At 66.6% G+C, this 22,942-nt stretch carries 17 protein-coding genes; 8 read left to right on the forward strand and 9 right to left on the reverse strand.

Features of this window, described 5'->3' with window-relative positions:
- The first annotated feature begins 40 nt into the window (after positions 1-40).
- From RMP09_RS06070 to RMP09_RS06085, 4 genes are all read left to right on the forward strand, one after another.
- A complete protein-coding gene (locus tag RMP09_RS06070) occupies positions 41-1,309 on the forward strand; it encodes a hypothetical protein (protein ID WP_310565106.1) in 1,269 nt (422 codons plus the stop codon).
- Positions 1,310-1,364: 55 nt separating this feature from the next.
- On the forward strand, positions 1,365-3,695 hold the full coding sequence (locus tag RMP09_RS06075) for an MMPL family transporter (protein ID WP_310565107.1): 2,331 nt from the start codon (positions 1,365-1,367) through the stop codon (positions 3,693-3,695).
- 232 nt (positions 3,696-3,927) lie between these two features.
- The gene (locus tag RMP09_RS06080; protein ID WP_310565108.1) at positions 3,928-4,722 is read left to right on the forward strand and encodes a methyltransferase domain-containing protein; all 795 of its coding nucleotides are present in this window, start codon (positions 3,928-3,930) and stop codon (positions 4,720-4,722) included.
- 19 nt (positions 4,723-4,741) lie between these two features.
- A complete protein-coding gene (locus RMP09_RS06085; protein WP_310565109.1) occupies positions 4,742-5,482 on the forward strand; it encodes a PEP-CTERM/exosortase system-associated acyltransferase in 741 nt (246 codons plus the stop codon).
- A gap of 16 nt (positions 5,483-5,498) precedes the next feature.
- Here the strand turns inward: RMP09_RS06085 and RMP09_RS06090 are convergent, their stop codons facing one another.
- Both RMP09_RS06090 and RMP09_RS06095 read right to left on the reverse strand, forming a co-directional pair.
- Positions 5,499-6,515, reverse strand: a complete 1,017-nt coding sequence (locus RMP09_RS06090) for a GNAT family N-acetyltransferase (RefSeq protein WP_310565110.1) — start codon at positions 6,513-6,515, stop codon at positions 5,499-5,501.
- Positions 6,512-9,697 (reverse strand): VanZ family protein, encoded by a 3,186-nt coding sequence (locus tag RMP09_RS06095; RefSeq protein ID WP_310565111.1) that lies wholly within the window; start codon positions 9,695-9,697, stop codon positions 6,512-6,514. Before RMP09_RS06095 ends, RMP09_RS06090 begins: the two co-directional genes overlap by 4 nt.
- Before the next feature lie 222 nt (positions 9,698-9,919).
- Here RMP09_RS06095 and RMP09_RS06100 point away from each other — a divergent pair, with 222 nt between their 5' ends.
- Positions 9,920-11,068, forward strand: a complete 1,149-nt coding sequence (locus RMP09_RS06100; RefSeq protein ID WP_310565112.1) for a glycosyltransferase — start codon at positions 9,920-9,922, stop codon at positions 11,066-11,068.
- 34 nt (positions 11,069-11,102) lie between these two features.
- Positions 11,103-12,161: a glycosyltransferase family 4 protein gene (locus RMP09_RS06105; protein ID WP_310565113.1), complete on the forward strand. Its 1,059-nt coding sequence runs from the start codon at positions 11,103-11,105 to the stop codon at positions 12,159-12,161.
- A 40-nt stretch (positions 12,162-12,201) separates the two neighbouring features.
- Here the strand turns inward: RMP09_RS06105 and RMP09_RS06110 are convergent, their stop codons facing one another.
- From RMP09_RS06110 to RMP09_RS06120, 3 genes are all read right to left on the reverse strand, one after another.
- On the reverse strand, positions 12,202-13,206 hold the full coding sequence (locus RMP09_RS06110) for a GNAT family N-acetyltransferase (RefSeq protein ID WP_310565114.1): 1,005 nt from the start codon (positions 13,204-13,206) through the stop codon (positions 12,202-12,204).
- Positions 13,203-14,168 carry a hypothetical protein gene (locus RMP09_RS06115; protein ID WP_310565115.1) on the reverse strand — a complete coding sequence of 322 codons (966 nt, stop codon included), beginning with the start codon at positions 14,166-14,168 and terminating at the stop codon, positions 13,203-13,205. The genes RMP09_RS06110 and RMP09_RS06115 overlap by 4 nt, the downstream gene beginning before the upstream one ends.
- 70 nt (positions 14,169-14,238) lie before the next feature.
- Entirely contained in the window at positions 14,239-15,333 is a 1,095-nt protein-coding gene (locus RMP09_RS06120) for an acyltransferase (protein ID WP_310565116.1), read from the reverse strand.
- Between the two features lie 134 nt (positions 15,334-15,467).
- Here RMP09_RS06120 and RMP09_RS06125 point away from each other — a divergent pair, with 134 nt between their 5' ends.
- Positions 15,468-16,979 carry a lipopolysaccharide biosynthesis protein gene (locus RMP09_RS06125; RefSeq protein WP_310565117.1) on the forward strand — a complete coding sequence of 504 codons (1,512 nt, stop codon included), beginning with the start codon at positions 15,468-15,470 and terminating at the stop codon, positions 16,977-16,979.
- Entirely contained in the window at positions 16,976-18,130 is a 1,155-nt protein-coding gene (locus tag RMP09_RS06130; protein ID WP_310565118.1) for a hypothetical protein, read from the forward strand. Before RMP09_RS06125 ends, RMP09_RS06130 begins: the two co-directional genes overlap by 4 nt.
- 7 nt (positions 18,131-18,137) lie before the next feature.
- On the opposite strand, the gene RMP09_RS06135 is transcribed toward RMP09_RS06130, so the two are convergent.
- From RMP09_RS06135 to RMP09_RS06150, 4 genes are read right to left on the reverse strand one after another with little or no spacing between them, the layout of a single operon-like run.
- Entirely contained in the window at positions 18,138-19,253 is a 1,116-nt protein-coding gene (locus tag RMP09_RS06135; protein WP_310565119.1) for a hypothetical protein, read from the reverse strand.
- A complete protein-coding gene (locus RMP09_RS06140) occupies positions 19,250-21,457 on the reverse strand; it encodes a polysaccharide deacetylase family protein (protein ID WP_310565120.1) in 2,208 nt (735 codons plus the stop codon). The genes RMP09_RS06135 and RMP09_RS06140 overlap by 4 nt, the downstream gene beginning before the upstream one ends.
- Positions 21,450-22,778 (reverse strand): putative O-glycosylation ligase, exosortase A system-associated, encoded by a 1,329-nt coding sequence (locus RMP09_RS06145; RefSeq protein ID WP_310565121.1) that lies wholly within the window; start codon positions 22,776-22,778, stop codon positions 21,450-21,452. Before RMP09_RS06145 ends, RMP09_RS06140 begins: the two co-directional genes overlap by 8 nt.
- Positions 22,775-22,915, reverse strand: coding sequence for a hypothetical protein (locus tag RMP09_RS06150; protein ID WP_310565122.1), 141 nt, complete (start codon positions 22,913-22,915; stop codon positions 22,775-22,777). The genes RMP09_RS06145 and RMP09_RS06150 overlap by 4 nt, the downstream gene beginning before the upstream one ends.
- Between the last annotated feature and the right edge of the window lie 27 nt (positions 22,916-22,942).

The following is a 22,942-nucleotide window of genomic DNA, read 5'->3' on the forward strand; positions in this document are numbered from 1 at the left end:
AAGACCGATCACTCGAACAACCAAGGATGCCGAGGCGAGGATGAAATCCACACGACACACATGGCGCGTTGCAGCACTGGGACTGCTGGGCGCCACCGGCCTGCTGGCTGCCACGGCGCAAGCCCAGGGGCTGGACCTGCGTCTTGACAGGCTGAGCGTCGAAGTCGGCGCCCTGCCCGATCACCCAGCTGCCGATGGCTTGGCGCGCGCCAGCGCAGCGGTCAGCGCCAAGGGTGCGTCCGGCGACTGGTCCTATGCGCTGGGCGCGCGAATGGACGCGGCCTCGCAGTCGGGCTCGCAGCACTTTGACCGCGTGCGTCTGGACTACACCGAAAACTACCTGCGCTGGCAAAACGAGCAGTGGCAGGTCACTGGTGGCACGCAAAACGTGATGTGGGGCCGCGTGGACGAAATTTCTCCGATCGACCGCCTGAGCCGGACCGACCTGACGCACGCAATGATCGACCGACTGCCCGAGCGGCGCCGCGCGGTGCCCGCGATCCGCGCTGAAAGCTTTGGCGACAAGAGCAAGCTGGATGTGGTCTGGCTGCCTGTGTTCGAGGAGGCCGTGATGCCGCACGACCGCAGCGTCTGGCATCCGGTGGACACGGTCAACGGGCGCATCCTGGGCATAGGCTCGCTGCCCGCGCTGGTGGGCGCGCAGATCCGCCGGGCCGATGTGGACGGCAGCGGCGGTGCCGGTGCGCGCTGGACACTGGAGGGAGCAGGCTTTGACTATGGCGTGAGCCTGCAACGGGCACGGTCTTCGCAGCCTTACTACCGCGTGCTGCCCGGCGCCACCGTGGTGCTGCAAGCGGTGCACCCCATCAGCACCGTGCTGGGGGCCGAGTTCGAGACCGAGGCTGCTGGCGCCACCTGGCGTGCCGAGATGGCCTGGAGCAGCGACAACCCGCTGACCACGACCGGCCTGCAATACCGCACCGCCCGCGGGCTGGCCTGGGTGGTGGGTGCCGAGTTTTTCCCGGGTGACAGCGAGACCCGCGTCACCCTGCAACTGGCAGGACAGCGCATCCACACCGCCGAAGCCGTGCTCGACCGCACCCGCATGACCTACCTGACCGGCGAGGTGGCGCATCCCTTTGCCCAAGGCCGCTGGCGTGCCGATCTGCGGTTCTCGCTGGGCCTGAACGACCGCGACAATTACGTCAATCCACGACTGGCCTACACCGGCATCGACCAGCACGAACTCTTCATGGCGGCCCACCTGTTTGGCGGCGCCGCCAACACGCTGGGCGGCTTCTACCGCCGCAACGACGCGCTGACCGTGGGCTGGCAAGCCAAATTCTGAAGCATTCGATGAAATCGACACGACTGGCGGCTGGCCCTGACCGAGGAGGCCGCCCGTGATCGACCGCCTGCGCAACCTGTTCATTCGGCTGCAGCAACACCCGGCCTTCCTGCGCATCACACAGCCGCCGCTGATGCGATGGCGCATGGCGGTGGCCATCATCGCCATCGTCCATCTGGCCGGTGGCGCCCTGCTGCTGTCGCTCAAGCTCAACAACGCACCGGGGCTGTACTTCCCGGCACAGGCCCCCGCCACCCTGCTGGAAAAGGAACTGCGCCGCGAGTTTCCGAACGATGAGTTCCTGATCGGGCTGTTCGAAGGCGATGCGATTTACGACAACCGCAGCCTGCAGGCCATGGACGGCATCGCCGCCGACATGGTCCGGCATCCGGACGTGGACCGGGTGTTTTCGGTCACGCGGGTGGACCACATCGTCGGCAGCGCCGACGGTTTCGTGATCGAACCCCTGATAGACGTGAATCGACTGGATCGCGACACCCCGCAGGCCCGTCGCGACCGCGTGCTCAAGGACCGGTTCGCGCCGCGCTGGCTGGCCTCGCCCGACGGAAAGGCGCTGGCGGTGGTGGTTCGCACCAAACCCCTGAGCGAGAGCCGGCAACGCCAGTCCATCGAAAGGGGCTTTCGCGCATCGGTCGAACAACACGGGCTGAGCGGGCAACTGAGCGCCGTGGCCGGGACGGTGGTGCTCGACGCAGCCGAGATGGACTCGATGCTGCGCGACACCCTGGTGTTCACGCCGCTGGTGATGGGCCTGGGCCTGGCATTGCTGTACTGGGTGGTGGGCCGCATCATCCCGGTGCTGATCGGTGCCGCCGCCATGAGCACCGCGGTGACGCTGTGCGTGGCCCTCATCGCCCTGCTGGGGCAGCCCTACACCCTGGTCACGGCCATGGTGCCGACGCTGATTTCAGCGTACACGGCCGCCAATCTTCTGCACTTCTACGCCGCCGTCAAACGCATGCGTGATGCGGGCTTCCACCGCCCCAAGCGGGTGGTCTTCGCGCTGCAGGCGGTCAACGTTCCGGCCATGTTCAACGTGTTGACCACCGCCGCCGGCATGATCAGCCTGGTGCTGGTGCCGATTCCACCGGTGCAGGTGTTCGGCCTGATCGGCGCCTTCGGCGTGTTGGCCATCTACTTTGTGGTGTTCTATCTGGTGCCACCGCTGCTGGCCAAATTCGACCACGGTCCCTGGGCCGGCGACAGCGGCGGCTTTGCCTGGACGCGTGCCATCTCCTTTGGCATGGCGCGCCTGAGCATCCGCTACGCCGGCTGGGCCGCCGGGCTGCTGTTCGTGCTGATGCTCGCCGGCGCCAGCCTGGCCTGGAAGGTGCAGGCCGAATCCGACCTGCTCAAGTTCTTCGGCCCCGAACACCCCCTGACCGTGTCCACCGAACGGGTGGAAAAAGCCCTGATCGGTGTGACGGCGCTGGAAATCGTGGTCGATGGTGCTGCGCCGGATGCTTTCAAGAGCGTGGAGATGTTGCAACGGATCCAGAAATTGCAACAACAAGTGGAAGGTTTGCCCCAGGTGGATCGGGCTTTTTCGATGATGGACATCGTCGAGGAAATGAACTGGGCGTTCAACGAAGAAGACCCGGCTTTTCGCGCCCTGCCGCGGGACGACCGCACGCTGGCGCAACTGCTGCTCATCTACGACGGCCGCGACCTGCAGGAACTGGTGAACAGCGATTTCCAGCGCATGCGCATCCTGCTCAATGTCAATGTGCACGGAGCCAATGCGATTTCGAAAGTCATTGCAGACATCGAAAAACTGATCGCCCAATCCGGTACACCGCAGCTGAAATGGCAGATTGCCGGCTATGGGCGCCTGTTTGCCGACCAGGAAGACCTGCTGGTGGTCGGGCAGATGCAGAGCTTTGCCGGAGCCTTCGGCCAGATCTTCCTGATCATGCTGCTGCTCTGGCGCACGGTGCCTGCGGCGGTCATCAGCATGCTGCCCAATCTGGCGCCCTTGCTGTGCGTGTTCATGATCATGGGGGCCAGCGGCATCTATCTGGACATGGCCACGGTGCTGATCGCCGGCGTGGTGCTGGGCATCACGGTCGACGACACCATCCACCTGCTGCACCACTACCAGATCCGGCGCGACAAAGGCCTGGGCGTGGTGTACTCCATCGCCCGCAGCGTTGAAGCGTCAGGCAAGGCGGTGCTGGCCACGTCGCTGCTGCTGGTGTCGCAGTTCCTGCTGTTGAGCACGTCCGACTTCGTGCCGACGTCCAACTTCGGCCTGCTCACCGCTGCCGGGCTGGTGGCCGGCCAGTTCCTGGAACTGGCCCTGTTGCCCGCCCTGCTGGTGCTGTGGTCGCGCCTGAAACTGCGCCATCCCATGATGCGCGTCTGATTGCGTTTTGTTACGGCCTCAGCCGAGGCGACCGTTCAGGCACCAGATAATGCCGACGGGCGCCAAACCGCAATCGATTTCACTTGGGAGTTGCTCCGGCGCAAAATCGTGTGCACCAATCAGAACGAACAACCAGCCTTTGGTCGGCCTGCTCCTTGGCCGTCATTCATTTCTGATGGAATTGGTCCGATCAACAGGACATTCCGTCAACTTCTGCACACCCCGCACTCCCATGACCACCGGCTCCTACCAGTTCGAATCTCTGGAAAACACAGAGTTTCAAACCGAGCGTCTGCAGCAGCAGGCGCAGGCGGTGCGCGGGATTGAGGCGAACCTGTTGCGCAGCGCTGGCATCGAGGCGACGCACGACGTGCTGGAAGTCGGCAGCGGCCCGGGCTTCGTCACCAGCCTGCTGGCCGAACTCGCGCCCCAGGGCAGCGTGCACGCACTCGAACCCAGCCCTGCGTTGCTGGCCCAGATCCAGACCAACGTCACCCAGCCACCCGCCAAGGGACTGTTCGTTCACCAGGGCTACGGCAACGCCATTCCCCTGCCCGACCACAGCATCGACTTTGCCTACACCCGTTTCGTGCTGCAGCATGTGCCGCACCCGGAGCAAGTGGTGGCCGATGTGCACCGTGTCACCCGCCCGGGCGGCCGGTTCTGCGTGGTCGATTCCGACGACGGGCTGGTCCTGTTCCAACCGGAAGAATCGCGCGTGAGCCGCTTGCTGGCCGACGCCCAGGCCGCCCAGGCCCGCCAGGGTGGTGATCGTTTCGTGGGCCGCAAGCTGCAGGCCCTGCTGCTGCAGGCCGGCTTTGTCAACGTCAGGGCGCGCGTCCTGACCCTCACCAGCACCGAACTGCCGTTTCCGGTGCTGTTCAACATCCTCTTGGGCTACAAGGCCTCTTTGCTGGGCGACGCGGTCGATACGCGTACCCTGTTCGAAGACTTGTCAGCCGACGTCGCAGCAGGCCGTCGCCTGGTGGTTGCGGGCGTCTTCATCGTCACAGGCGAACGCAAGTAACACCATGAAGGTACTCCCAATGGACACCAGCTATTTCCACTTCCAGGAGGTACTGCCTGGTACGGCCGCCTTTGACGACTACCAGGAAGCCCGGTACGACGTGTTCTGTGAAGAACTGGGACGCGTGGAGCCCACAGGGCAGTTCAACCGACGCGGCCACCCGATCGAGACAGACCGCTACGACGACCACAGCCGCCACTTTATTGCACGCCACAAAGAAAGCGGCATCGTCGCTGGCTTCATGCGGGTCATCATGCCCAATCCGCTGGGCCTGAACGTGATGGACCGCTACACCATCAGCGAGCCCCTCCCTTATGGCGTGCGGATCAGCCAGATCGGCGAGATCTCCCGCCTTGCGGTCACCCCGCGGTTCCGTCGCCGCCATGAGGACGAGGGCAAGTCGGTGCAGGGCGATCCTGAAAGCGAGATGCGTGGACGTCCGGAAGGCATGCGTCAACATCAGCCGGAACTGGTGCTCGGCCTCTACCGCGAGGTGTACCACCTGTGCCAGAGCGAAGGCGTGGACTACTGCGTTGCGGCGATGGATCGCCGTTTCAGCCGCCTGCTCAACACCCTGGGTTTCCCCTTCTTGGCCGTGGGTCCGGTCAATGAATACGTGTCGCCGCCGCGGCGCGTATTCCTGATCAGCGCGGCCGAAATGGAGAAATCGCTCGGCTCGCGTGAGAACTGCATCCTGCGCTTCATGCAGACTCAGCTGGAGCGACTGCAGCCCGCCGCCCCGCTGGCCATGGCCGCCTGAGCCACTGGCTGGCCCGTCAGGCCGCGCCGGCCCGCAGCCGTTTGCGCCATCGGCCCAACTGGTGCCGTGTCGCCGCCAGCCAGCCGCGCCAGTGGCGCTGGTCAAACGCCACCAGCCCGATGCGCTCGCGGCGCTGGCCCATCCAGTCGGCCTTGTAGGGGTCGTCGCCACTGAGAAAGTCCACCTCTTCCACCCGGTCCACGTCCATCACGTGGCGCATCAGCTCTGCGGTCAGCACCGATCCGGCCGAGAGCTTTTCTTGCCCCTTCACGTAGGCCAGTTTGAAGATGTTGGCCTTGCCCCCGGCCAGCAGCCACAACTGCGCCGCCACCGGCTCGCCCGCCACGTGCACCAGGCCCAGGCGCAACCAGCCCTGTTGCGCCGCCAGCCGGATCAACGCGGGCATGAACGCCGGGTTCGGCTCCGGGGTTTTCCAGCTGCGGTTGTATACCGCCACATAGGCGTCGATGGCAGCGTCTAGGTCCACGCCACCCTCGACGATCTGCAGTTGCCAGTTGCCTTGTTTGTCCAGCCGCTTGCGCGCGCGCGCGACCGTGTTGCGCAAGGCCGATGGGCGCGCGCCCCAGTACGCATCAAAACCACCGGGCTCGACGGGTTGGTACCAGTTGCCGAAGCAGAAGTACCGATCGGTCCAGAAGCCGCTGCGTCGCAGGCTCGCTTCCAGTTGCGGCAACCAGGCGCTGGCGGCGTCCAGCGGCTGCAATTGCAGCACCTCACCACCGGACACCTGACGCAATTGCCACGCCACACCATCCCAGTCGGTCGCGGCCAGTTGCCGGTCAACACCGATCGGACCGAACAGACCGCTGTAGTAGTTCGAGAGACCGTTCAACTGCCGCCCCTCACCACCCCGCATGAGCGGCAGACTTGCTCGCCCCTCAGAGGTCTCCCATCGCACCACCATCGGCGCCACAACATGCTCGAATCCGTTGGCCAGCAAGTTGTCAAACCATGCCTGCGACAAAAACAGGTCGGCTCCAACCGGCGGTTTTTCGATGGGCGCGGTGCTCATGCCGACGCTTTCTCCATTTCGGCGCGCGACCGCGCGGCCATCCACGACAGCAGCAGCATCAGCAGCAGATACCGCGGCTCATCCACCACCGAATCGAACATCGACACCACCATGAGTCCGGTCAACGCGGCCAGCAGCGCCTGCGCCGACCGCTCACCCGACCACGCCAACCGCGCACTGCGCGACAAGGCCAGCAGCAGGAGAGCGCCCAGCGCAACCACGCCCAGCCAGCCCAGGTCGAACCAGACCGCCAGCGCCATGTTCTTCACGTGCCAGGCCAAATGGTCGTCCGAGGCATACGACCAGTGATCGCTGTCCTGGTCGAAGCCACCATTGCGCACCAGCTCCCGGCCCTGCCCATCCAGCACGGCGATCATGTCAACGTCCAGCCGCGTGGGGCCCGCGTTGTACACACTCAGGCGCACCGGCCTCGTGAACCATCCCGACGCCCGGTTCAGTTCGACCGTGTTCAGCGTGGCCGACAGACTTCTCCAGCCCGGCTCGGCGTCGCGCATGAAGAAGGTGTGCGATGCACAGGTGCCCGAAGCGAGCAGCCATTTTTCGCACACACCGACCACCAGCTTCCCCCCGGGGCCGGAAGTCCGGACACGGATCCCGACCTGAACCTGCTCTCCCAGGTCTGCCACCATCGCCTGATCCAAGTACAGCATGGGCCCGGAACCCAACTGCAAGAGCGAAACACCGTCTTCTCGCAGGAACTGGTGCACCCCCATGCCACCGGAAGATCCCCTGTACATCTGCCGTGCCCAGTAGCTGCGGGCGGGAAAACGTCCCAAGCCCTGGCCCAGCAGCGCCGTCAACGCATCGTCGCCCCGCACGGACACCACATGGCGGGCATGCGCCAGCCGCGTGGCCATGTCCTGCCCCACCACCGCCATGCGTGCGCTGGCAAAAGGCCCCGTGACGATGGGATAGGCCGCCACCACCAGCAGGGCCATCAACCCCGCCACGGGCCACCAGCGGCGGGAACCTGTCGCGGCTCTGGGCCGAAGCGCGCCCACAGCCACCACACCGACGGCCAGCGCCACCGCCAGGTAGGTACTGCGCGTGAACGTGACCGCCATCGCGTAGATCGCGCCCAGCGAAGTCAGAGCGCACACAGTGCGCCACCATCCGTTGCGGCCACGCAGCGCCCCAACCAGCGCAAACGGCAGACTGGCCACCAGGAACACATCCAGATAGGCACCACCGAGCCGCATAGCCAACACCGGCCCGGCCACCCGGTACTCCGATTCAAAGTTCAGCAACCCCACAAAGACCTTGCGCTCCCACAACACCCAGGCCAGCACGCCGGCCAGCCCCACCACCATGCCCACGCCCAGCGAACGCAACACAGGCTCACCTCCGGCCAGCTGCCGGCGGATCACCAGCACCAGGAGCGCGGCCAGCAAAGCCCCCTTGAACAGCCGCAGCGAGTACCACGGGCTCAACGGGCCGTGCGGATGCGCCAGGGCCTCCAGATCCCAGGGCGCCCACCCCACCATTGCGGAGGCCAGCAAGCTCAGGCCCACCGCAACCAGCACCGCCCACCGAACGCCGTCGGGCGCCACCAGACGCGGCGGCGGCCCCCGACGCGCCCAGGCAACCGCCAGACACAGCAGCACCAAGACATCGAATTCGTCCACGTACTCCTGTCCGCTCCAGATGGTCAGGTTGAGCATCGGCAGGGCCGCCACCGCCACCGCCACCAGCGCCACCGGGCGCCACCACACCAGGGCGGCACCACCCAGCAGCAACGCGCCCACGGCCGCCTGATACAACGGGAACCTCCACAGCCACAACACGCTCAAGGCCACGACCAGCCAGAGAATGGGCGAACACCAGGCGGAGTTGCACGGTTTGGACGCGGGAGCCGCCGGTGCCACCGGTGCCCGCCCCCCTGGGAGGACGGCCCCACGCCCCACCTGTTGCAGCCCCCAGGTGACCGCAGCAGCCGCCGCGGCAGCGATCAAGGCATTGCTTGGATCGGGCCGCACGGCGGGCAGGAACAGCCGGCCCGCCTCCATGACCATGGCCACCACCCCGGCCCCCAGCCCCGCCAGCCACGGCGAACGCCGCCAGGCCCACGCCAGCAGTCCCCAGGGGGCAAACAGCAAGACGACCGGCACCGCACTTCGCACCGCGGCACCTTCACTGGTGAAGTATTGGTAGTAAAACGGCAGGAACCGGACCTCGCCGGACGACAGGCGCGTCCAGGCCTGGCCGGCCCCGCCCCAGGGCCCCGACCACCAGCCCGCCTTGGCCGACGCCGCCAGCCAGCAGGCCGCCAGCACCGGCCAGGTCCAGCGCCTCAGCATGGCGCGCCAGGCCTGCTCGTCCCAGGCCAGCGTGTGCAGGCCCAGGGCCACGCCCAGCCCCCAACCACCCGAGCGGCTGATCACCGACAGCCCCTGGCTCACACCCGACGCCACGAACAGCTGCCCGAGCTCCAGCAGCACACCGAACCCAGCCCCCAGCAAGCCCCCACGGACAACGCACGACAGCGCTGCAGCCGGCGCCACAGGGCCGTGAAGCCGTGCCCAGCGGCGCCCCCACCAAGCCCCCAGGGGCACCACCACCAGGGCTTCGGCCAGCCAACGCAGCAGGATCAGGCCCCCGCCATCGCGGGCGTACACGGGGGCGAGTCCCCAGCCCCAGAAGCCGCCGGCCAGCTTGTCCGCGAACTCGGCACCCGAGACCAGCAGATCAAAAGGGAACAGAGAAAAAAGCCCCAGGGCCAGCATGCCCGCGGGCAACACCGCGTCGGCCAGCCGTTGCCGCTGGCCGTGCCAGAGATCCAGGGCCTCGCGCCAATGGCGCATGCCCAACCCGGCCACCAACGCACCAAGCAGGCACCCCAGCGCTTCTGCCAGCAGATCGTTCAGGGAGACCGTGCGCGGAGGAAAAAACAGCTGGGTGAACTCCACGACCAGTGCCAGGACACAACCCAGCACCAACGCCAGCCCCCCCGCCTGGAAGCGTCGCCCGGCGACCCCGCCGGCGAACATCAAAGTGCCCAGAAAACCCAGCGGGACGTACAGGACACCGTTGGCCACCCAGTCCGCCCTGCCCTGCAGCCCCACATCGAGCAGTCGAATGTCCAAAAACCGCGCCCAGGCCTCGGACAGCGGCACGGCCTTGAACTCCAGCGGCACAAGACTGCCGTAAACGACGAATGCCAACCACACCAGCCAGGGCGCGCGCGCAGCCCCGCCGCCAACGGATGCCGGGCGATCAAGACTCACAATAAACCCCTTGCGCGCACCTTCACCGAACCCCCTCCATCAACCCGGCACACCTGTTGACCCAGCCGTGCGTGACGGGACACCAGCCCGCGGGGCGGAGACAACTGTAAGCTATCGCTGCCGCCGGCGCCCTGCCCCAACGCGCGCAAACCCCGAGCCATGCCATCCCAGCCCTGCCACGTCGTCCACCTGGTTTACCGCTTCACCACCGGAGGCCTCGAAAACGTCGTGGCCCAGCTGGTCAACCAACTCCCGGCCGACCGCTTTCGGCACACCATCCTGTCGCTCACCGACATCGACCCGACGTTTGCCCAGCGCATCGACCCTGCGCGCGCCGAACTCATGGCCCTGAACAAACCACCGGGCCAGCCCTTTGCGCTGTACCCCAGGGCCTGGCGCGTGCTGCGCCAGCTTAGACCCGACGTGGTGCACAGCTGCAACCTGGCGGCGCTGGAGTTCATGCCCGTGGCCGCGCTGGCCGGCGTGCCCCTTCGCGTGCACGCTGAACATGGCATGGACACCGCCGAACTCAACGGCAAAGGCTCGCGCTACCTGAGCTTGCGCCGCTTCTACCGGCATTTTGTGCACGATCAGGTCGCCGTGTCCGACGCGCTGGGCGAGTATCTGCGCACGCGGGTCGGCGTGGCGCCGGCGCACGTACACCACATCCCCAACGGGGTGGACATCCACGCGTTCCACCCCCGCCAGCCGGGCGACCCGCTACCGCCCAACTACCCCTTCGTGCCCGGCCGCGACTGGGTCATGGGCACCGTGGGCCGGCAGGTGGACATCAAGAATCCCCTGCTGCTGGTGGACGCCTTCATCGCCCTGGTCCGCAGTGGCGAGCCCGGCACCGAGCGCATGCGCCTGGCCCTGGTGGGTGACGGCCCGCTGGGCCAGGACATCCGCGAACGCCTGCAAGCGGCCGGCCTGCTCGACCGTGCCTGGCTGCCCGGCGTGCGTGGCGACGTGGCGCACATCCTGCGCGCACTCGATTGCTTCGTGTTGCCCTCGCGATCCGAAGCCACCTCCTGCACGCTGCAGGAAGCCATGGCCACCGGCCTGCCCATCGTCACCACCGACGTGGGCGGCAACGCGGCATTGCTCGACCACGGCCGCTGCGGTGCGCTGGTGCCCACGGACGACGCAACAGCACTGGCCGCACAGATCCTGCAACAGCAACGCCAGGGTCCTGACCACCCGCAGGCCGCCGCGGCACTGACCAAGGCCGGCCAGCACTACGGCCTCGACACGGTGATCCAGCGCTACCGCGCCCTGTTCCTTGGCCACGCCGACCACCATGACTGACCCCCATCGGCCCCAGCCCCTCTTGCGGGTGGTCATGAGCGGCCCCCTGCCCCCGGCCATCGGCGGCATGGCCTCGGTCCTGGGCGCGCTCGGACAGTCCGAGCTGGCACAGCGCACCGATCTGGCCCTGTTCGACACCGGCAAAAAAACACGGGAAGGCCGCAGCCTGTGGGAAGGCATCCGCAGCCGCTGGACCCTCATGCGGGAATGGAGCGCCCTGCTGCGCCGGCACCGCGCCGACATCGCCCACATCCACACCTGCAGCGGCCTGACCTTCTTCCTCGACGGCCTGCTCGCCTGGCTGGCGCGTCGCCAAGGCTGCCGCGTGGTCCTGCACATCCACGGCGGACTGTTCGACCAGTTTCTGGATGGCCTGAACCCCGTCTTGCGCGCGCTGGCCCGCCGCATCGTCCGCCGGGCCAACTTGGTGATTGCCCTGTCCGACGACTGGCAGCAGCGGCTGGAACAACGCCTGCCCGGCAGCCGCATTGCCGTGATGCCCAACGGTGTGGCCGAACCGGTGGGCCAGGCCTCTCGCGATCCGCTCGCGCCCCCCACGTTCGTCTTTCTCGGACTCCTGAGCACACTCAAGGGCGTGCCGGTGTTGCTGGAAGCGCTCAGCCGCTCCGCCGCAGACTGGCGCGTGCTGTTGGCCGGCAACGAAGGTGAACCGGGGTTTTCCGACCGTCTGCGGGCCCACATTGCCCAACGCGGCTTGGGCGCGCGCATGCAACTGCTCGGCCCTGTCGTGGGCCCCGCCAAAGACCAGCTGCTGTTGCAGGCCGACGGCTTCGTGCTGCCCTCTCTCGCCGAGGGGCTGCCCATGTCGATGCTCGAAGCCATGGCGGCACGCCTGCCCGTGGTCGTCACCAGCGTGGGCGCCATGCCCGAGGTGATCGAGGACGGTGTGGACGGTCTGCTCGTGCCCCCCGGCGACGCGGCCGCCCTGGCCGCAGCGCTTGACCGGCTCGCGCAACAGCCGCCCGCGCAGCGCGCGGCCATGGGGCGGGCGGCTCATGCCAAGTACCGCGCCCGCTACAGCGTCGACGCCATGGCGCAGCGCCTGCTGCAGCTGTACGCCGCGCTGCGCTGAGCAGCCGCCCTCCCGAGCGACCGCGACCTGCGAGAGCGGCTCAGGTGCCTGCGCCGGCATCCGGCGGCGTGCGCCGCCACACGCTCGCCAGCGAGCGCATGGCCAGGCGGATGCGCTTCTTCAGACCGTACCGCTCCAGCCGGTGGCCCACCGCATCCGAGAACCGTTCCACCCTGCCGTGCAACCACAGCCGCCAGCGGTGGCCCCAGGTCGCACGCAACAGATAAGCGTCGGCAAAGTCGGTGTGGCGCGTGGCGAAGGCGTCCTTGTAGAACGCGTGACCGGGGCCAAAGTCGAGCAGCGGATAGCGCCCCAGCGCGAACAGGTCTTCAAGGATGAGATACAGCAACACCGTGCCCGGCGAGCGATCGGCCTGCTCGGGCCGGTAGCCGATGACCTCGTACACCAGCGTCTGCCCGCGCGCGGCGCACCACGCGAACGCCACCGCCCGCCCCTGGTCGCGCAACAGATAGCCACGGGCCTCGCCCCTGGTGGCCTTGTCCTGCATGGCCTGCAGAAAGGCGGGCGTGTCCGGCAGGCCGGCCCCCAGCAACTGCGTCTGGTAGGTCTGGCGCGAAATGGCCACCGCCTCGCGGTGGAAGGCCGGCATCTCCTCCGCGCCGGTCACCACCTGCAGGGCATCGGGGTTGCCCTCCAGAAACCGTTTGACCGACCGCTTGAGGTTCTGCCGGCTCTTGGCCGAGCGACGTTGCAGGTACTCGTCAAAACCGCCGGCAATGTCCACCACGTACAGGCGCTCCTGGCGCGGGCTGTAGCACAGCCAGTCGCCCTGGCGCGAAAGCCCGCGGGCAAAGCGCTGCACCGCTGTGCGGCGCACCTGATAACCCGCCACATCCGCCGGCAAGGCGGCTGCATCCAACCCAGCCAGCTCGGGCCACTGTGCGTCGGCATCCCCGTCGCCGGGCGGTCGCAACGTCAGCAGCGCCGGCCGCCAGTCGGCCAGCACCCATTCACCAAACTGGTACTTGAAACGGACCCTGACCGTCGAGTCCACGCCGCCCCCCACCGCGCTGCCGCCGCTCAACCGAACCTCCGCCGGTACAGCTGCGACAACATGCGCCCGCCGGTGCGGTGCAATGGCGAAACCAACGGAACGCCCTGGCGGGCTGCCACCGATGGTGTTGTGAGCCCCTTGAAACCCCGCACCGCGAAGCTGTCGCGATGCCGGTCAAGAAAGGCGCACAAGCGCTCGAACCGCCTGACCACCACTTCATCGGGCCGGTCCTTGGCCCGGTTGAGCAGTTCAAAACCGTGCGAGAGCAGCACAAAAGACTGGCGCCCCTGCTCCGCCGCCTGCCACAGCAGGCCCTCCAGCTCTGGCCAGGAGCAGGCGGTCAGCTGGGCATGCCGCAAGGTGGACGTGCCATCGCGGTACACCGTCATCGGATATTCCATCACCCCATCCACCACCGTCGGTTCCACCAGCCACTGCCCAGGGCTGACACCGCTGTCCGGCCCGAACATGCTCGCGTTGTAGCTGCTGTCAAAGGCCATGCCATTGGCCGCCAGCGCCGGCAGGGTGTCGTGGTTGAAAGCGAAGCTGCCGGCGCGAAAAGTGTTGATGTCGTGCACACCGGCGCGGCGCATCAACTCCAGGCCCTTGGCGATCAGCACGGTCTGCTCTTCGCGTGAGAAGTAGCGCAGGTGCTGACGCTTGCGCTGTGGCCCGGGCAACACGGGTTCACGGGCCTCGTCCACCCATTCGGTGTGCAGGTGCAGCTGCACCTCGTGCCCGCTCTCGCGCACCAGACCGACGATTTCATCCAGCGCCGGCTGCCCGAAGCGCAGCGCAAACAGCGGCTCGATGAAGAAAACCCCGGTCAGGCCATGTTCGCGCAGCAGGCGCAACTGGTAAGGCAGGCCGTAGTCGCCACGGGTCGTGGGACCGTGAATGTAACGGCGAAAGGCGTCGGGAAATTTGCGGTCGAGGTCTTGCCAGCCCCCGCACCACACCTCGACATCCACCGTGTAGAAGACATCCAGCATCAGCAGCGCCCGTCGGTTCGATTATTTACCCAAATCGGCGGGCAGCCCATGTAGCACCTGCTCACGATCGTCAACTCAGCACACCCGAACGCGGGGTCAACACGCGGGAAAAACCGCAGCGCCAGTGCGACAACTGCTTTTCAGTTCCCCAGCTGACGGCCCAGCACGCCAGCAGAATGCCCAGCGCCAGCAAGGCTGTCTGCCAGATGGCGCCCACCGGCTGCGGGTACCAGGCCCCCAGCAGCTGCGTCATGGGCCGGTGAAACAGGTACAGCGTGAACGAGAAGCCCGCCAACGAGGCGAACACGCCCTGGTGGCGGGCAAAAAAATCCTGCACCGCAGCGGGCAGCGAGGAATAGGCAGCAATGTGCAGGCACAGCGCAAGACCGATGAGGTGATCGGTCACGAAACGCTGCGAAGCATCAAGACGCCAGAAGCCAGACACGTTTTCATACAGGTAGGACTGGATCAGCCCGTCGACATCGGTGGTGTTGATGAGCACGATGAGCGCCACCGGCCCCAGGAAACCCAGCCAAGCGCGACCCGCAGTCCAGCCCGACGCGTAGCGCCCCGACGCCGCCAGCCATGCTCCCAGGAGCCAGATGGGCAGCAGCACCAGAATGGCCGGGCCCGCGATCAGAGCAGCGGCCCCCACCAGCCACCAGCGCCGACGCTTCCCGCCGAAGAGGAACGCGCCAAAGATCACGTAGTACCACACCTCGTAACAAAGCGACCAGTAGGGATCGTTCAGGGGCACGAACGTTGCGTTGAGCCACGATTCGTTGATGAACAACAAGCTGCTGAATGTGTCCCACACGGCTGGCGGGCTGTAGTTGCTGTACCGCGCCGGATCAAACCCCGGCTGATGGCTCAACCAGAGCGCCAGCACCACGCACGCCAGCACCGCGGGCAGGGCCACCGAGTAGATGCGCGACATGCGCGCCACCGCGTACTGCTGCCAGCTGGAGGCGCGCGACGTGGTGCTGTAGTAGATGATGAAGCCCGAGAGCACGAAGAAGATGATCACCGCCTCGTGGCTGAACCACGAGAGCGGCATCCAGGCCATCGCCAGACCATCCTGGTCCATGTGGCCCAGCAGCACCGCAAAAGCCGCGATGAATCGCATGAAGTCCAGATAGGCGGACAGGGCCGGTTTCAGGGTCATGGATCGTTGTCCTCGGGACTGGCGATGGTATACGCGACAGCCGCCCAGTGCCCATACCGGCATAGACGGCTCTGTTAGGCTTCGCAACTTGCCCCTCCCCCGCACCCCGCTGCGACCACGCCCGCCACCCGCCGATGGACGATCTGAAGAAGAAAACCCTGCAAGGCCTGCTGTACCTGGGCATGGGCAAGGGGGCGGGCAAGCTCATTTCGTTTGCCACGACACTGGTCCTCGCCCGCCTGCTGGCCCCGCAGGACTACGGCCTGATGGCCCTGGTGATGGTGGTGGTGGGCTTTCTGGAGTTTTTCAACGAAATCGGCCTGGGCAGCGCCATCAAGCAGCGCCCGGAGATCACGCCAGCGCAGCTCAACGGCAGCTTCACGCTCTCGCTGCTGATCAGCACCACGCTCTTTGGCCTGCTGGTCCTGGCCGCCCCCACGGTGGCCGCCTATTACGACAACGCGGCCCTGGCGCCGGTGATGCGGGTGGTGGCGCTGAGCTTCATCATCGGCGCACTGGCCACGGTGTCCGACGCCTTGCTCGCCCGGGCGATGCAGTTCAAGCTGGTGGCGGCCGTCGAGTTCGTGATGATCGTGCTGCAAAGCGGCACCACGCTGTTGCTGGCCTGGCTCGGGCACGGGGTCTGGGCGCTGGCCTGGGGTTTCATCGTGGCGCAAGCCTTCAAGGCGGCCTGCCTGATCGCCCTGGCCCGGTGGCGCCCGAGCCGGCTGGGCGACATCGCGGCGGCGCTGGACCTGATCCGCTTCGGCCTGACCGTGACCTACAGCCGCCTGACCTGGTTCCTGTACTCCAACGCGCAGACGCTGATCATTGGCAAGACGCTCAATGCGCAGGCGCTGGGCGTGTATGCTATGGCGGAATCCCTGGCCTCGCTGCCCACCGGGCACGTCACCGGTATGGTGATCCGGGTGGCGTCGCCGCTGTTTGCCAAACTGCAGCACGACCTGCAACGCCTGAACAACGCCTTGCTGCGCATGACCACGGGCCTGGCGCTGATCAATTACCCCGTCATGGTCGGCATGGCCTGCACCGCCAGCGAACTGGTGCCGGTGGTGCTGGGGCCACAGTGGCTGCAAGCCACCCTGCCTTTGCAGGTGCTGTGCCTGGTGGGCCTGGTCAAGACGGTGGACCCACTGCTGACCCAGGCGCTGACCTCGACCGGGCAAGTGCGCTTGACGGCGCGCTACACCACCCTGTGCGCGGTCACGGTGCCGTCGGGCGTTCTGCTCGGGTCGCTCTGGGGCGGCTTGCCAGGCGCCGCCCTGGGCATTGCCGTGGCCTACCCGTTGTCGGCCATCTACCTGTTCCGGACGGTGAAACGGCACGTACATCTCTCGCTGGGGGCTTATCTGCGGGCGGTTCGCATGCCGCTGGAAGCCAGCGCCTGGATGGCGGCCTGGGTGCTGGGCGTGGCCTGGGCCTTGCGTGCCGCTGGCGTGCAGCAGGACGCGGTGCTGCTGACCGTCAAGGTGCTCACCGGCATGCTGGCCTATGCGGTATTCCTCATTTACGTGCGCCGCGACGGTTTGCGCGACGCGCACGAGGTGCTGTGCGAACTGGGGGTGCCGGCGTCCAGACTGCAACGCTGGCCGTTCACGCTGTTGTCGGAAGGACATGCGCCATGATCAGAAAAACGCCGGTGGTGGTGACCGGGGGCAGCGCCAACGCGCTTGGGGTGTTGCGTTCGCTGGCGCACTGCGACCTGACCCTGTTGTGCGACAGCACCCAGGCGACCGCCTGGCACAGCCGGCATGGCCGGAAGGTGAAGGGGGCCAACACCCGCGCGGTGTCCGTGGTGGACGATCTGCTGGCTCTGGCGGCCCGCCTGCCGGCGGGTGAGCGGCCGGTGCTGATCCTGACCGAGGAGAAGACCGTGGTGCACGTGAGCCAGGCGCGCGAGCGGCTCGCTCCCCATTTCCGCTTTCTGCTGTGCGAGGCATCCCTGCTCTCGGACCTGCAGTCCAAGGAAGGTTTCCAGCGCCTGGCGCAGCAGGCGGGATCGCCCGTGCCACAAGGCGCGGTGCTGCGCTCGGCGGCAGATCTGCCGACCACGCGCACCCTGCAATACCCCTGCGTGTTCAAACCCCTGGAACAGGACGCCACCTACGCATCGCGCTTCAAGAAGGCCTACAAGGTGGCGTCGGCCGACGAGGTGGCCGCGCTCTACCGCGAGATCGAGCCGGTGATGCCGCACATGATCGTGCAGGAGTGGCTCGACGGCGAGGACAGCGACATCTACTTCTGCCTGGGTTTCTGGGATCAACAGTCGAATCTGGTGGGCGAGAGCTTCACCGGTCGCAAAGTCCGCTCCTGGCCGCTGCAGGTGGGCGGCACCGCCAGCTGCACCTCGGCGCCCGAGGCGGCGGCCGAACTCACTCGACTGACCAACGCCTTCGCCCAGGCCACCGGTTATGTGGGCCAGATGGGCATGGAGTTCAAGCACGATGTGCGGCGCGGGGGCTTTTACATGGTCGAACCCACGGTCGGGCGCACCGACTACCAGCACGAAATCGCCACGCTCTCGGGCTGCAATGTGCTGGACATGATGGTGGAACACCTGGCTGGCGCACCGGTGGGGCGCAGCGGCCCCGCGCAGGCGGTGGTGTGGTACGACGAGGTGTCGGACGCCAAGGCCCTGGCGGCCGGCGCGCCGGACCGCTTGTTCAGCGACCGCCCACGGGTGGCAGCGGTGTGGCGCCCGCGGGACCCGATGCCGACACTGGCGGACCTGGCGCAGCGCGCCAGCGGACGGCTGCGCCGCCTGCTGGGCGGCTAAGCGCCCGTCAGGCGTCCCAGCGCAGGTGCAGCAGGCACCCGGCGTGGCGCGCGGTGTTGACCGGGGTGCACAGCAACTGTCCGGCCGGCCCCTGCCCCTGGGGGATCAGCAGGTGGCCGTAGGGCTCTTTGCCGTCGCGCGAACGAGCCAGGTACGGCATCTCCAGCAGCGGCAACCAGACGCCGTCTACACCACGATGCCACAGCGACACCGCCGCGGGTGTGGGCTGCTGGCGCCGCGGTTCGAAACTGGTCTGCAGGATGGCCGTGCCATCGCTGAGCTCGCTGGCCGCATAGGCGGGGTTGCCGATCACCACCCGCTCGCTGCGCTGGCCGGTGGTGAAATCGTGGCGGTAAATGCGGTTGATGGCATCTGCCGGGGCGTCCTGCCCCGCGTCCATGCCCCACTCCATGCCGCCTTCATCAAAGAGCATGGCGATGGCACGCCAGCTCTGGTCCCCCCCGCCGAAGCGGTGCAAGGTCCAGAATTCGTCGTCGGTGTACCAGATGGCCGATTCGTGGTCCTGGTCGCCGGTGCAGACCCACAGCCGGTTGCGGAAGCGGTCGTAGTGAATGGCGTGCACGTGCTTGATGTCGCTGCGCGCGAACGTCCAGCAAATCTCGACCTGGCGACGGTCCACGTCCACACGGGCCACGCGAATCTCACGGTGGTTGCCGTTGAGGTATTCCCCGAAGTAGGCGCAGCGGCTGGCGGGGTGCACCGCCAGCCCCCCTCTGAGGGGCATGGCCAGGGGCGGGTCGATGCCCGCCTGCGCCAAGGGCTCGGCAAAGCGCTTGTGGTGCCCGGGCGAATACCAATACACCCGGTCGAACAACACGACGAGGTCGCCTCCAGGCAGTTGGGTGAGTGTGTCGATGTCCAGCCCGGGGCGCAGCCAGCGCTTGATCCAGCTGCGGGCCAAAGCGTCCCGGAGCCGGCCGCCAGGGCTGTTGGATCGCCTGGGCAGTCGGAAGACGGCTTGCAGGCGGCGGGATTCGTAGTGGTAGCGGTACACCCAGAGATCGCGGCCACACCAGACCTGCTGCGCATCGGTCCAGATGGGCTGCAGACGGCGCCCCACGACCTGCAGGTTCGGTGCCGGTATGACAGACATCGTGGTCAAGCCGGGAGATGCCGCTGGGCCACAACCTCGTCGAACAGGGCCTGCAGCCGCGCCGCCTGCGACTGGCGCGAATACGCCAACACCGACTGGCGGTTGCGTTCGAAAGCCTGTTCGTGCCCCGACACGGCGCGGGCTTGCAGGGTGGACACGATGACCTGGCGAATCGCTTCGGGCGATGCGATGTCGGCGATCTGGCAGGCTTCAAAGCGGGCCAATTGCGCTGCAGTCCCACCGACCGGGTCGACCACGGCCAAAATGTCGCGGCCGGCGCGCAGGTACTCGTAGATCTTGGCCGGGATCTGGGTATTGAAGTTGCTGCCCTGGAACACCATCAGCAGGTCGGCGCCCATCATCTCGGCGATCGCACGCTGGTAGGGGATGGGCGGCGCCACCTCCACGCACGACGCCAGCCCGTGCTGTTGCGCGCTGGCCATCACCTCGGCGTTGTGGTGCGGCGCACGGAAGCGGATGCACAGCGCGTCGGCCTGCAGCCCCCCCTCGTCGATGAGCGAGCGCACCGCCTGGAAGAAGGTCGCAGGATCGCGTTCCTGCGGGTAGATCAGCCCGCTGTGCAACAACAGAAGCTTGTCCGCCGGCACCCCTTCGCGGTCGGGCACGGTCTGGGCAAAGGCCTCTTCGTCGTAGCCGTTCTCGATGACGTGGCATTTGTCCGCTTGTGCCGGGTAGCGCAACGCGTAGGTCTGCGCCGCACTGGCGGTGGTGAAGACGCAGGCCGACGCATGCTGCAGCACGCTGGCTTCCAGCCACTGCCAGACACGGCGCTGCACGGGATCGGTCGGGTAACCGCGGTTGAGCATGGGGTCGCGGAAGTCGGCCACCCAGGGCAGGCCGCTCAGGCGCGAGAGCGCACCACCGATGAGGTGTGCGGTCGAGATGGGATAGGTGCTCCAGATCAGGCTGGGCCGGGTCTGGCGAATCTCGCGCATGCCTTTCCAGACCGCCATGGGCCACCAGCTGGACCAGCGATCCGGCAACGCAAACAGCCGGGGATATTTGCCCTTGATCGACAGGTGCCGCGCGGCGTCCAGCGCGGTCGCCCGGATCACGCGCGCCGTGGAGGGGATGGACGGCACCAGATCGTTGCGCTGCTCTTCAAATGCGCGCGGGCTGGCCGCCAGCACCGTGCTGGACCAACCGTGCTCTGGCAGGTATTTGACGAAGTTGAGCGTGCGCAGGATGCCGCTGCTGCCCGCCTGCGGCGGAAAGTGGAAGGCGACCATCAGGGCACGCCTGCGTCCGGCCTGTTCTTCGGGCAGCACGGTGCTGCGCTGCATCAGGTTGCGCAGGAACTGCAGGTCCATGCGCCCCGCCGTCGGGCCCCAGGGGGTGAATCGCGGAATCTGCATGAGCGGGGTGTCGGCTTCGGCCACGCCCCGCTGCGTGGTGACCGCAAACCGGTAGCCCGCACGGCGGACCATTTCGATGTGCTCGGGGCCGAAGTCTTTGCCCGGCATGCCATTCGGGTAGGCAAAGGCCGCGACCTTGCCCCGGATCAACGCTTCGAGCTGCTCTCTTGCCCCGGCGATCTCTTCGTAGGCGCGCTCGGGCGTGCAACGGCTGAGGATGGGGTGCGTCACCGAATGACCACCGATGCCAAAACCCCGGGCGTGCAGGTGGCGGAGGTCGTCTTCGCTCATGGTGGGCACCTGCTGTCGCGCGCAGCCGGTGTGCGCTTCGAGCTCGACAAGCAGGCGCTCTTTTGCGTCCGGCTCCTGGTACTTCAGGAAGCGGTCCAGGCGTTCAATGCTGCGGCGACGTTCGGTGACGGAGTCGAACAGGAGGTCCTGCAGACCGTCCCAGCCCAGGGGCGGCGTCTGGGCCGGCGCGCCGCTGACGGCGTGCAGGATGCGTTCGTTCCACATGGGCAGGCCACGGTACTGACCTGCGGTGATGAAGAAGGTGGCGTGCAGGCCCAGCCGCTCCAGCACGGGCACCACGCCTGTGCGCCATTGAGGATAGCCGTCATCGAAGGTGATGCAGGCCGCGTTGGGTGGCAGGTTGCCCGCGCGCAGCGCCGTGACAGCCTCGTCCAGCGGCAGGATGCAAAAGCGCCGCATGGTGGCTTCGAGGATGGCAGAAAAGTCGGCCAGCGCGGGTTCGTCGGGCACCAGCGGGTGCCGACTGTCGGGCACTTTGTGGAACAGCAGCGTCGTGAGCTTGTCGCGGGTGAACACCTCAAGCATGCGCCACCTCACGACCCGGCACGGCCACCGCCACTTGCTGGGCAGCCTGTTCCATGAGCAGCCGGCGGATGACGCAGAGCATCACGATCTCCAGGTGGGCCAGTTCGAAGTAAGCCAGACTCACCCCTGCACCGCCGGCCATGAAAGCCACCAGCGACAGGTTGACGGAAGTCGCCAGGTCCACCGCCCACGTGACGTCCCGCTTCGACTGCTTGGCCAGCGACTGGATCTGCCAGCGGGTCATGAAGGCGCTGGCCAGCAGTGCCAAAAAAATAATCAGACCGACATAACCAAGGTCGCCCATGACCTGGAAGTAATTGCTGTGCGCCGCTTTGAACGACATCTCCTTGGGAATGTCGATGTCGATGAAGTTGGCATCGTATTTGTACTGTTCCCAGATCGGGGTGACCATGGTGGCGTCGAATCCGGCACCAAAAAACGGGTTGTCGTTGGCAATGTTGACGCTAACCTTCCACGCGGCCAGACGACCGAGGAACGAACTGTCCTGCTCGGCATCCTTGATGGTCTCGATGCGTTCGAACCAGCGATCGGGCGCAAACTGCACAACCCCCACCGCCACGATGACCACGAACACGGTGGACAGCACTTTGCGCGGGCTGGTCACCCAGTACCAGATACCCAGAATGGCCAGGGCCAGGAAGCCGCCCCGCGAGTTGGAGCCCAGGATGGTCATCACGCACAAGCCGAAGGTGCCGAGAAAGCCCCAGCGCACCCACTGGTGGGTGCTGTACTTGGCCATGTAGAGGGTCAGCGGCAGCAGCATGACCATGCCCAGCGCGTAGAGGTTGTTGTCCGACAGCGTGGAGCGCGGAATGCCGTAGATGATGTGGCTGCCGCCGGAGTTGACCATCTTCAAGCCATCAACAACGCCGTGGAACCCCAGGCCGGCCACCAACACCAGTACGGTCAGGTGGATGCGCCACCGTGTATTGAGAAAGAGCGGCGCGACCACCGCGAGGGTCATGCCCTTGATGAAATATTCCAGACGGAATTCGACCGCCGGGTTGCTGTCCCAGGCCAGCAAGGACGAGACCACCGTGTGCACGATGAACAGCATCAGCAGCACGGTCGATTTGTCGACCAGGAATTTTCCCCGGTCCTTGAGGCGTCCCATGGCCAGCGAGCCCAGCGCCAGCGCCGCAAACACGAAGGCGTAGCGGAAGCTGATCATGAACCCATAGAGGTAGATGTGCGGCGAGAGCAGGTTGGTGTAGACCCACAACAGAAAGGCGACAAAGCCGTTCATGAGGGCCATGGGGACCATGCCCAGCATGACCGCAAACACCATCAGGTCTCTCATGCCTCGTCTTCCCGTCGATACCCGAACAGGCCCAGGTTGGCGCTTCGGACCTTGGGATTGCGGGCCGCGCGCAAAGCCACCCAGCAGACATAGCCGACCAGCACGAGATCGAGCCCGAGCAACGCTGCCTCAGCCATGCACCGATCCTCGCGTTTGCAGCACCA

Origin of the sequence: Hydrogenophaga sp., assembly GCF_031426985.1 — a bacterium.
In the GTDB taxonomy this organism is placed as follows: domain Bacteria; phylum Pseudomonadota; class Gammaproteobacteria; order Burkholderiales; family Burkholderiaceae_C; genus Hydrogenophaga.

Coding starts and splice junctions, on each gene's coding strand:
- RMP09_RS06070 (WP_310565106.1), top strand. CDS start 41: ATGAAATCCACACGACACACATGGCGCGTTGCAGCACTGGGACTGCTG.
- RMP09_RS06080 (WP_310565108.1), top strand. CDS start 3,928: ATGACCACCGGCTCCTACCAGTTCGAATCTCTGGAAAACACAGAGTTT.
- RMP09_RS06085 (WP_310565109.1), top strand. CDS start 4,742: ATGGACACCAGCTATTTCCACTTCCAGGAGGTACTGCCTGGTACGGCC.
- RMP09_RS06090 (WP_310565110.1), bottom strand. CDS start 6,515: ATGAGCACCGCGCCCATCGAAAAACCGCCGGTTGGAGCCGACCTGTTT.
- RMP09_RS06100 (WP_310565112.1), top strand. CDS start 9,920: ATGCCATCCCAGCCCTGCCACGTCGTCCACCTGGTTTACCGCTTCACC.
- RMP09_RS06105 (WP_310565113.1), top strand. CDS start 11,103: ATGAGCGGCCCCCTGCCCCCGGCCATCGGCGGCATGGCCTCGGTCCTG.
- RMP09_RS06115 (WP_310565115.1), bottom strand. CDS start 14,168: ATGCTGGATGTCTTCTACACGGTGGATGTCGAGGTGTGGTGCGGGGGC.
- RMP09_RS06120 (WP_310565116.1), bottom strand. CDS start 15,333: ATGACCCTGAAACCGGCCCTGTCCGCCTATCTGGACTTCATGCGATTC.
- RMP09_RS06125 (WP_310565117.1), top strand. CDS start 15,468: ATGGACGATCTGAAGAAGAAAACCCTGCAAGGCCTGCTGTACCTGGGC.
- RMP09_RS06130 (WP_310565118.1), top strand. CDS start 16,976: ATGATCAGAAAAACGCCGGTGGTGGTGACCGGGGGCAGCGCCAACGCG.
- RMP09_RS06140 (WP_310565120.1), bottom strand. CDS start 21,457: ATGCTTGAGGTGTTCACCCGCGACAAGCTCACGACGCTGCTGTTCCAC.
- RMP09_RS06145 (WP_310565121.1), bottom strand. CDS start 22,778: ATGAGAGACCTGATGGTGTTTGCGGTCATGCTGGGCATGGTCCCCATG.
- RMP09_RS06150 (WP_310565122.1), bottom strand. CDS start 22,915: ATGGCTGAGGCAGCGTTGCTCGGGCTCGATCTCGTGCTGGTCGGCTAT.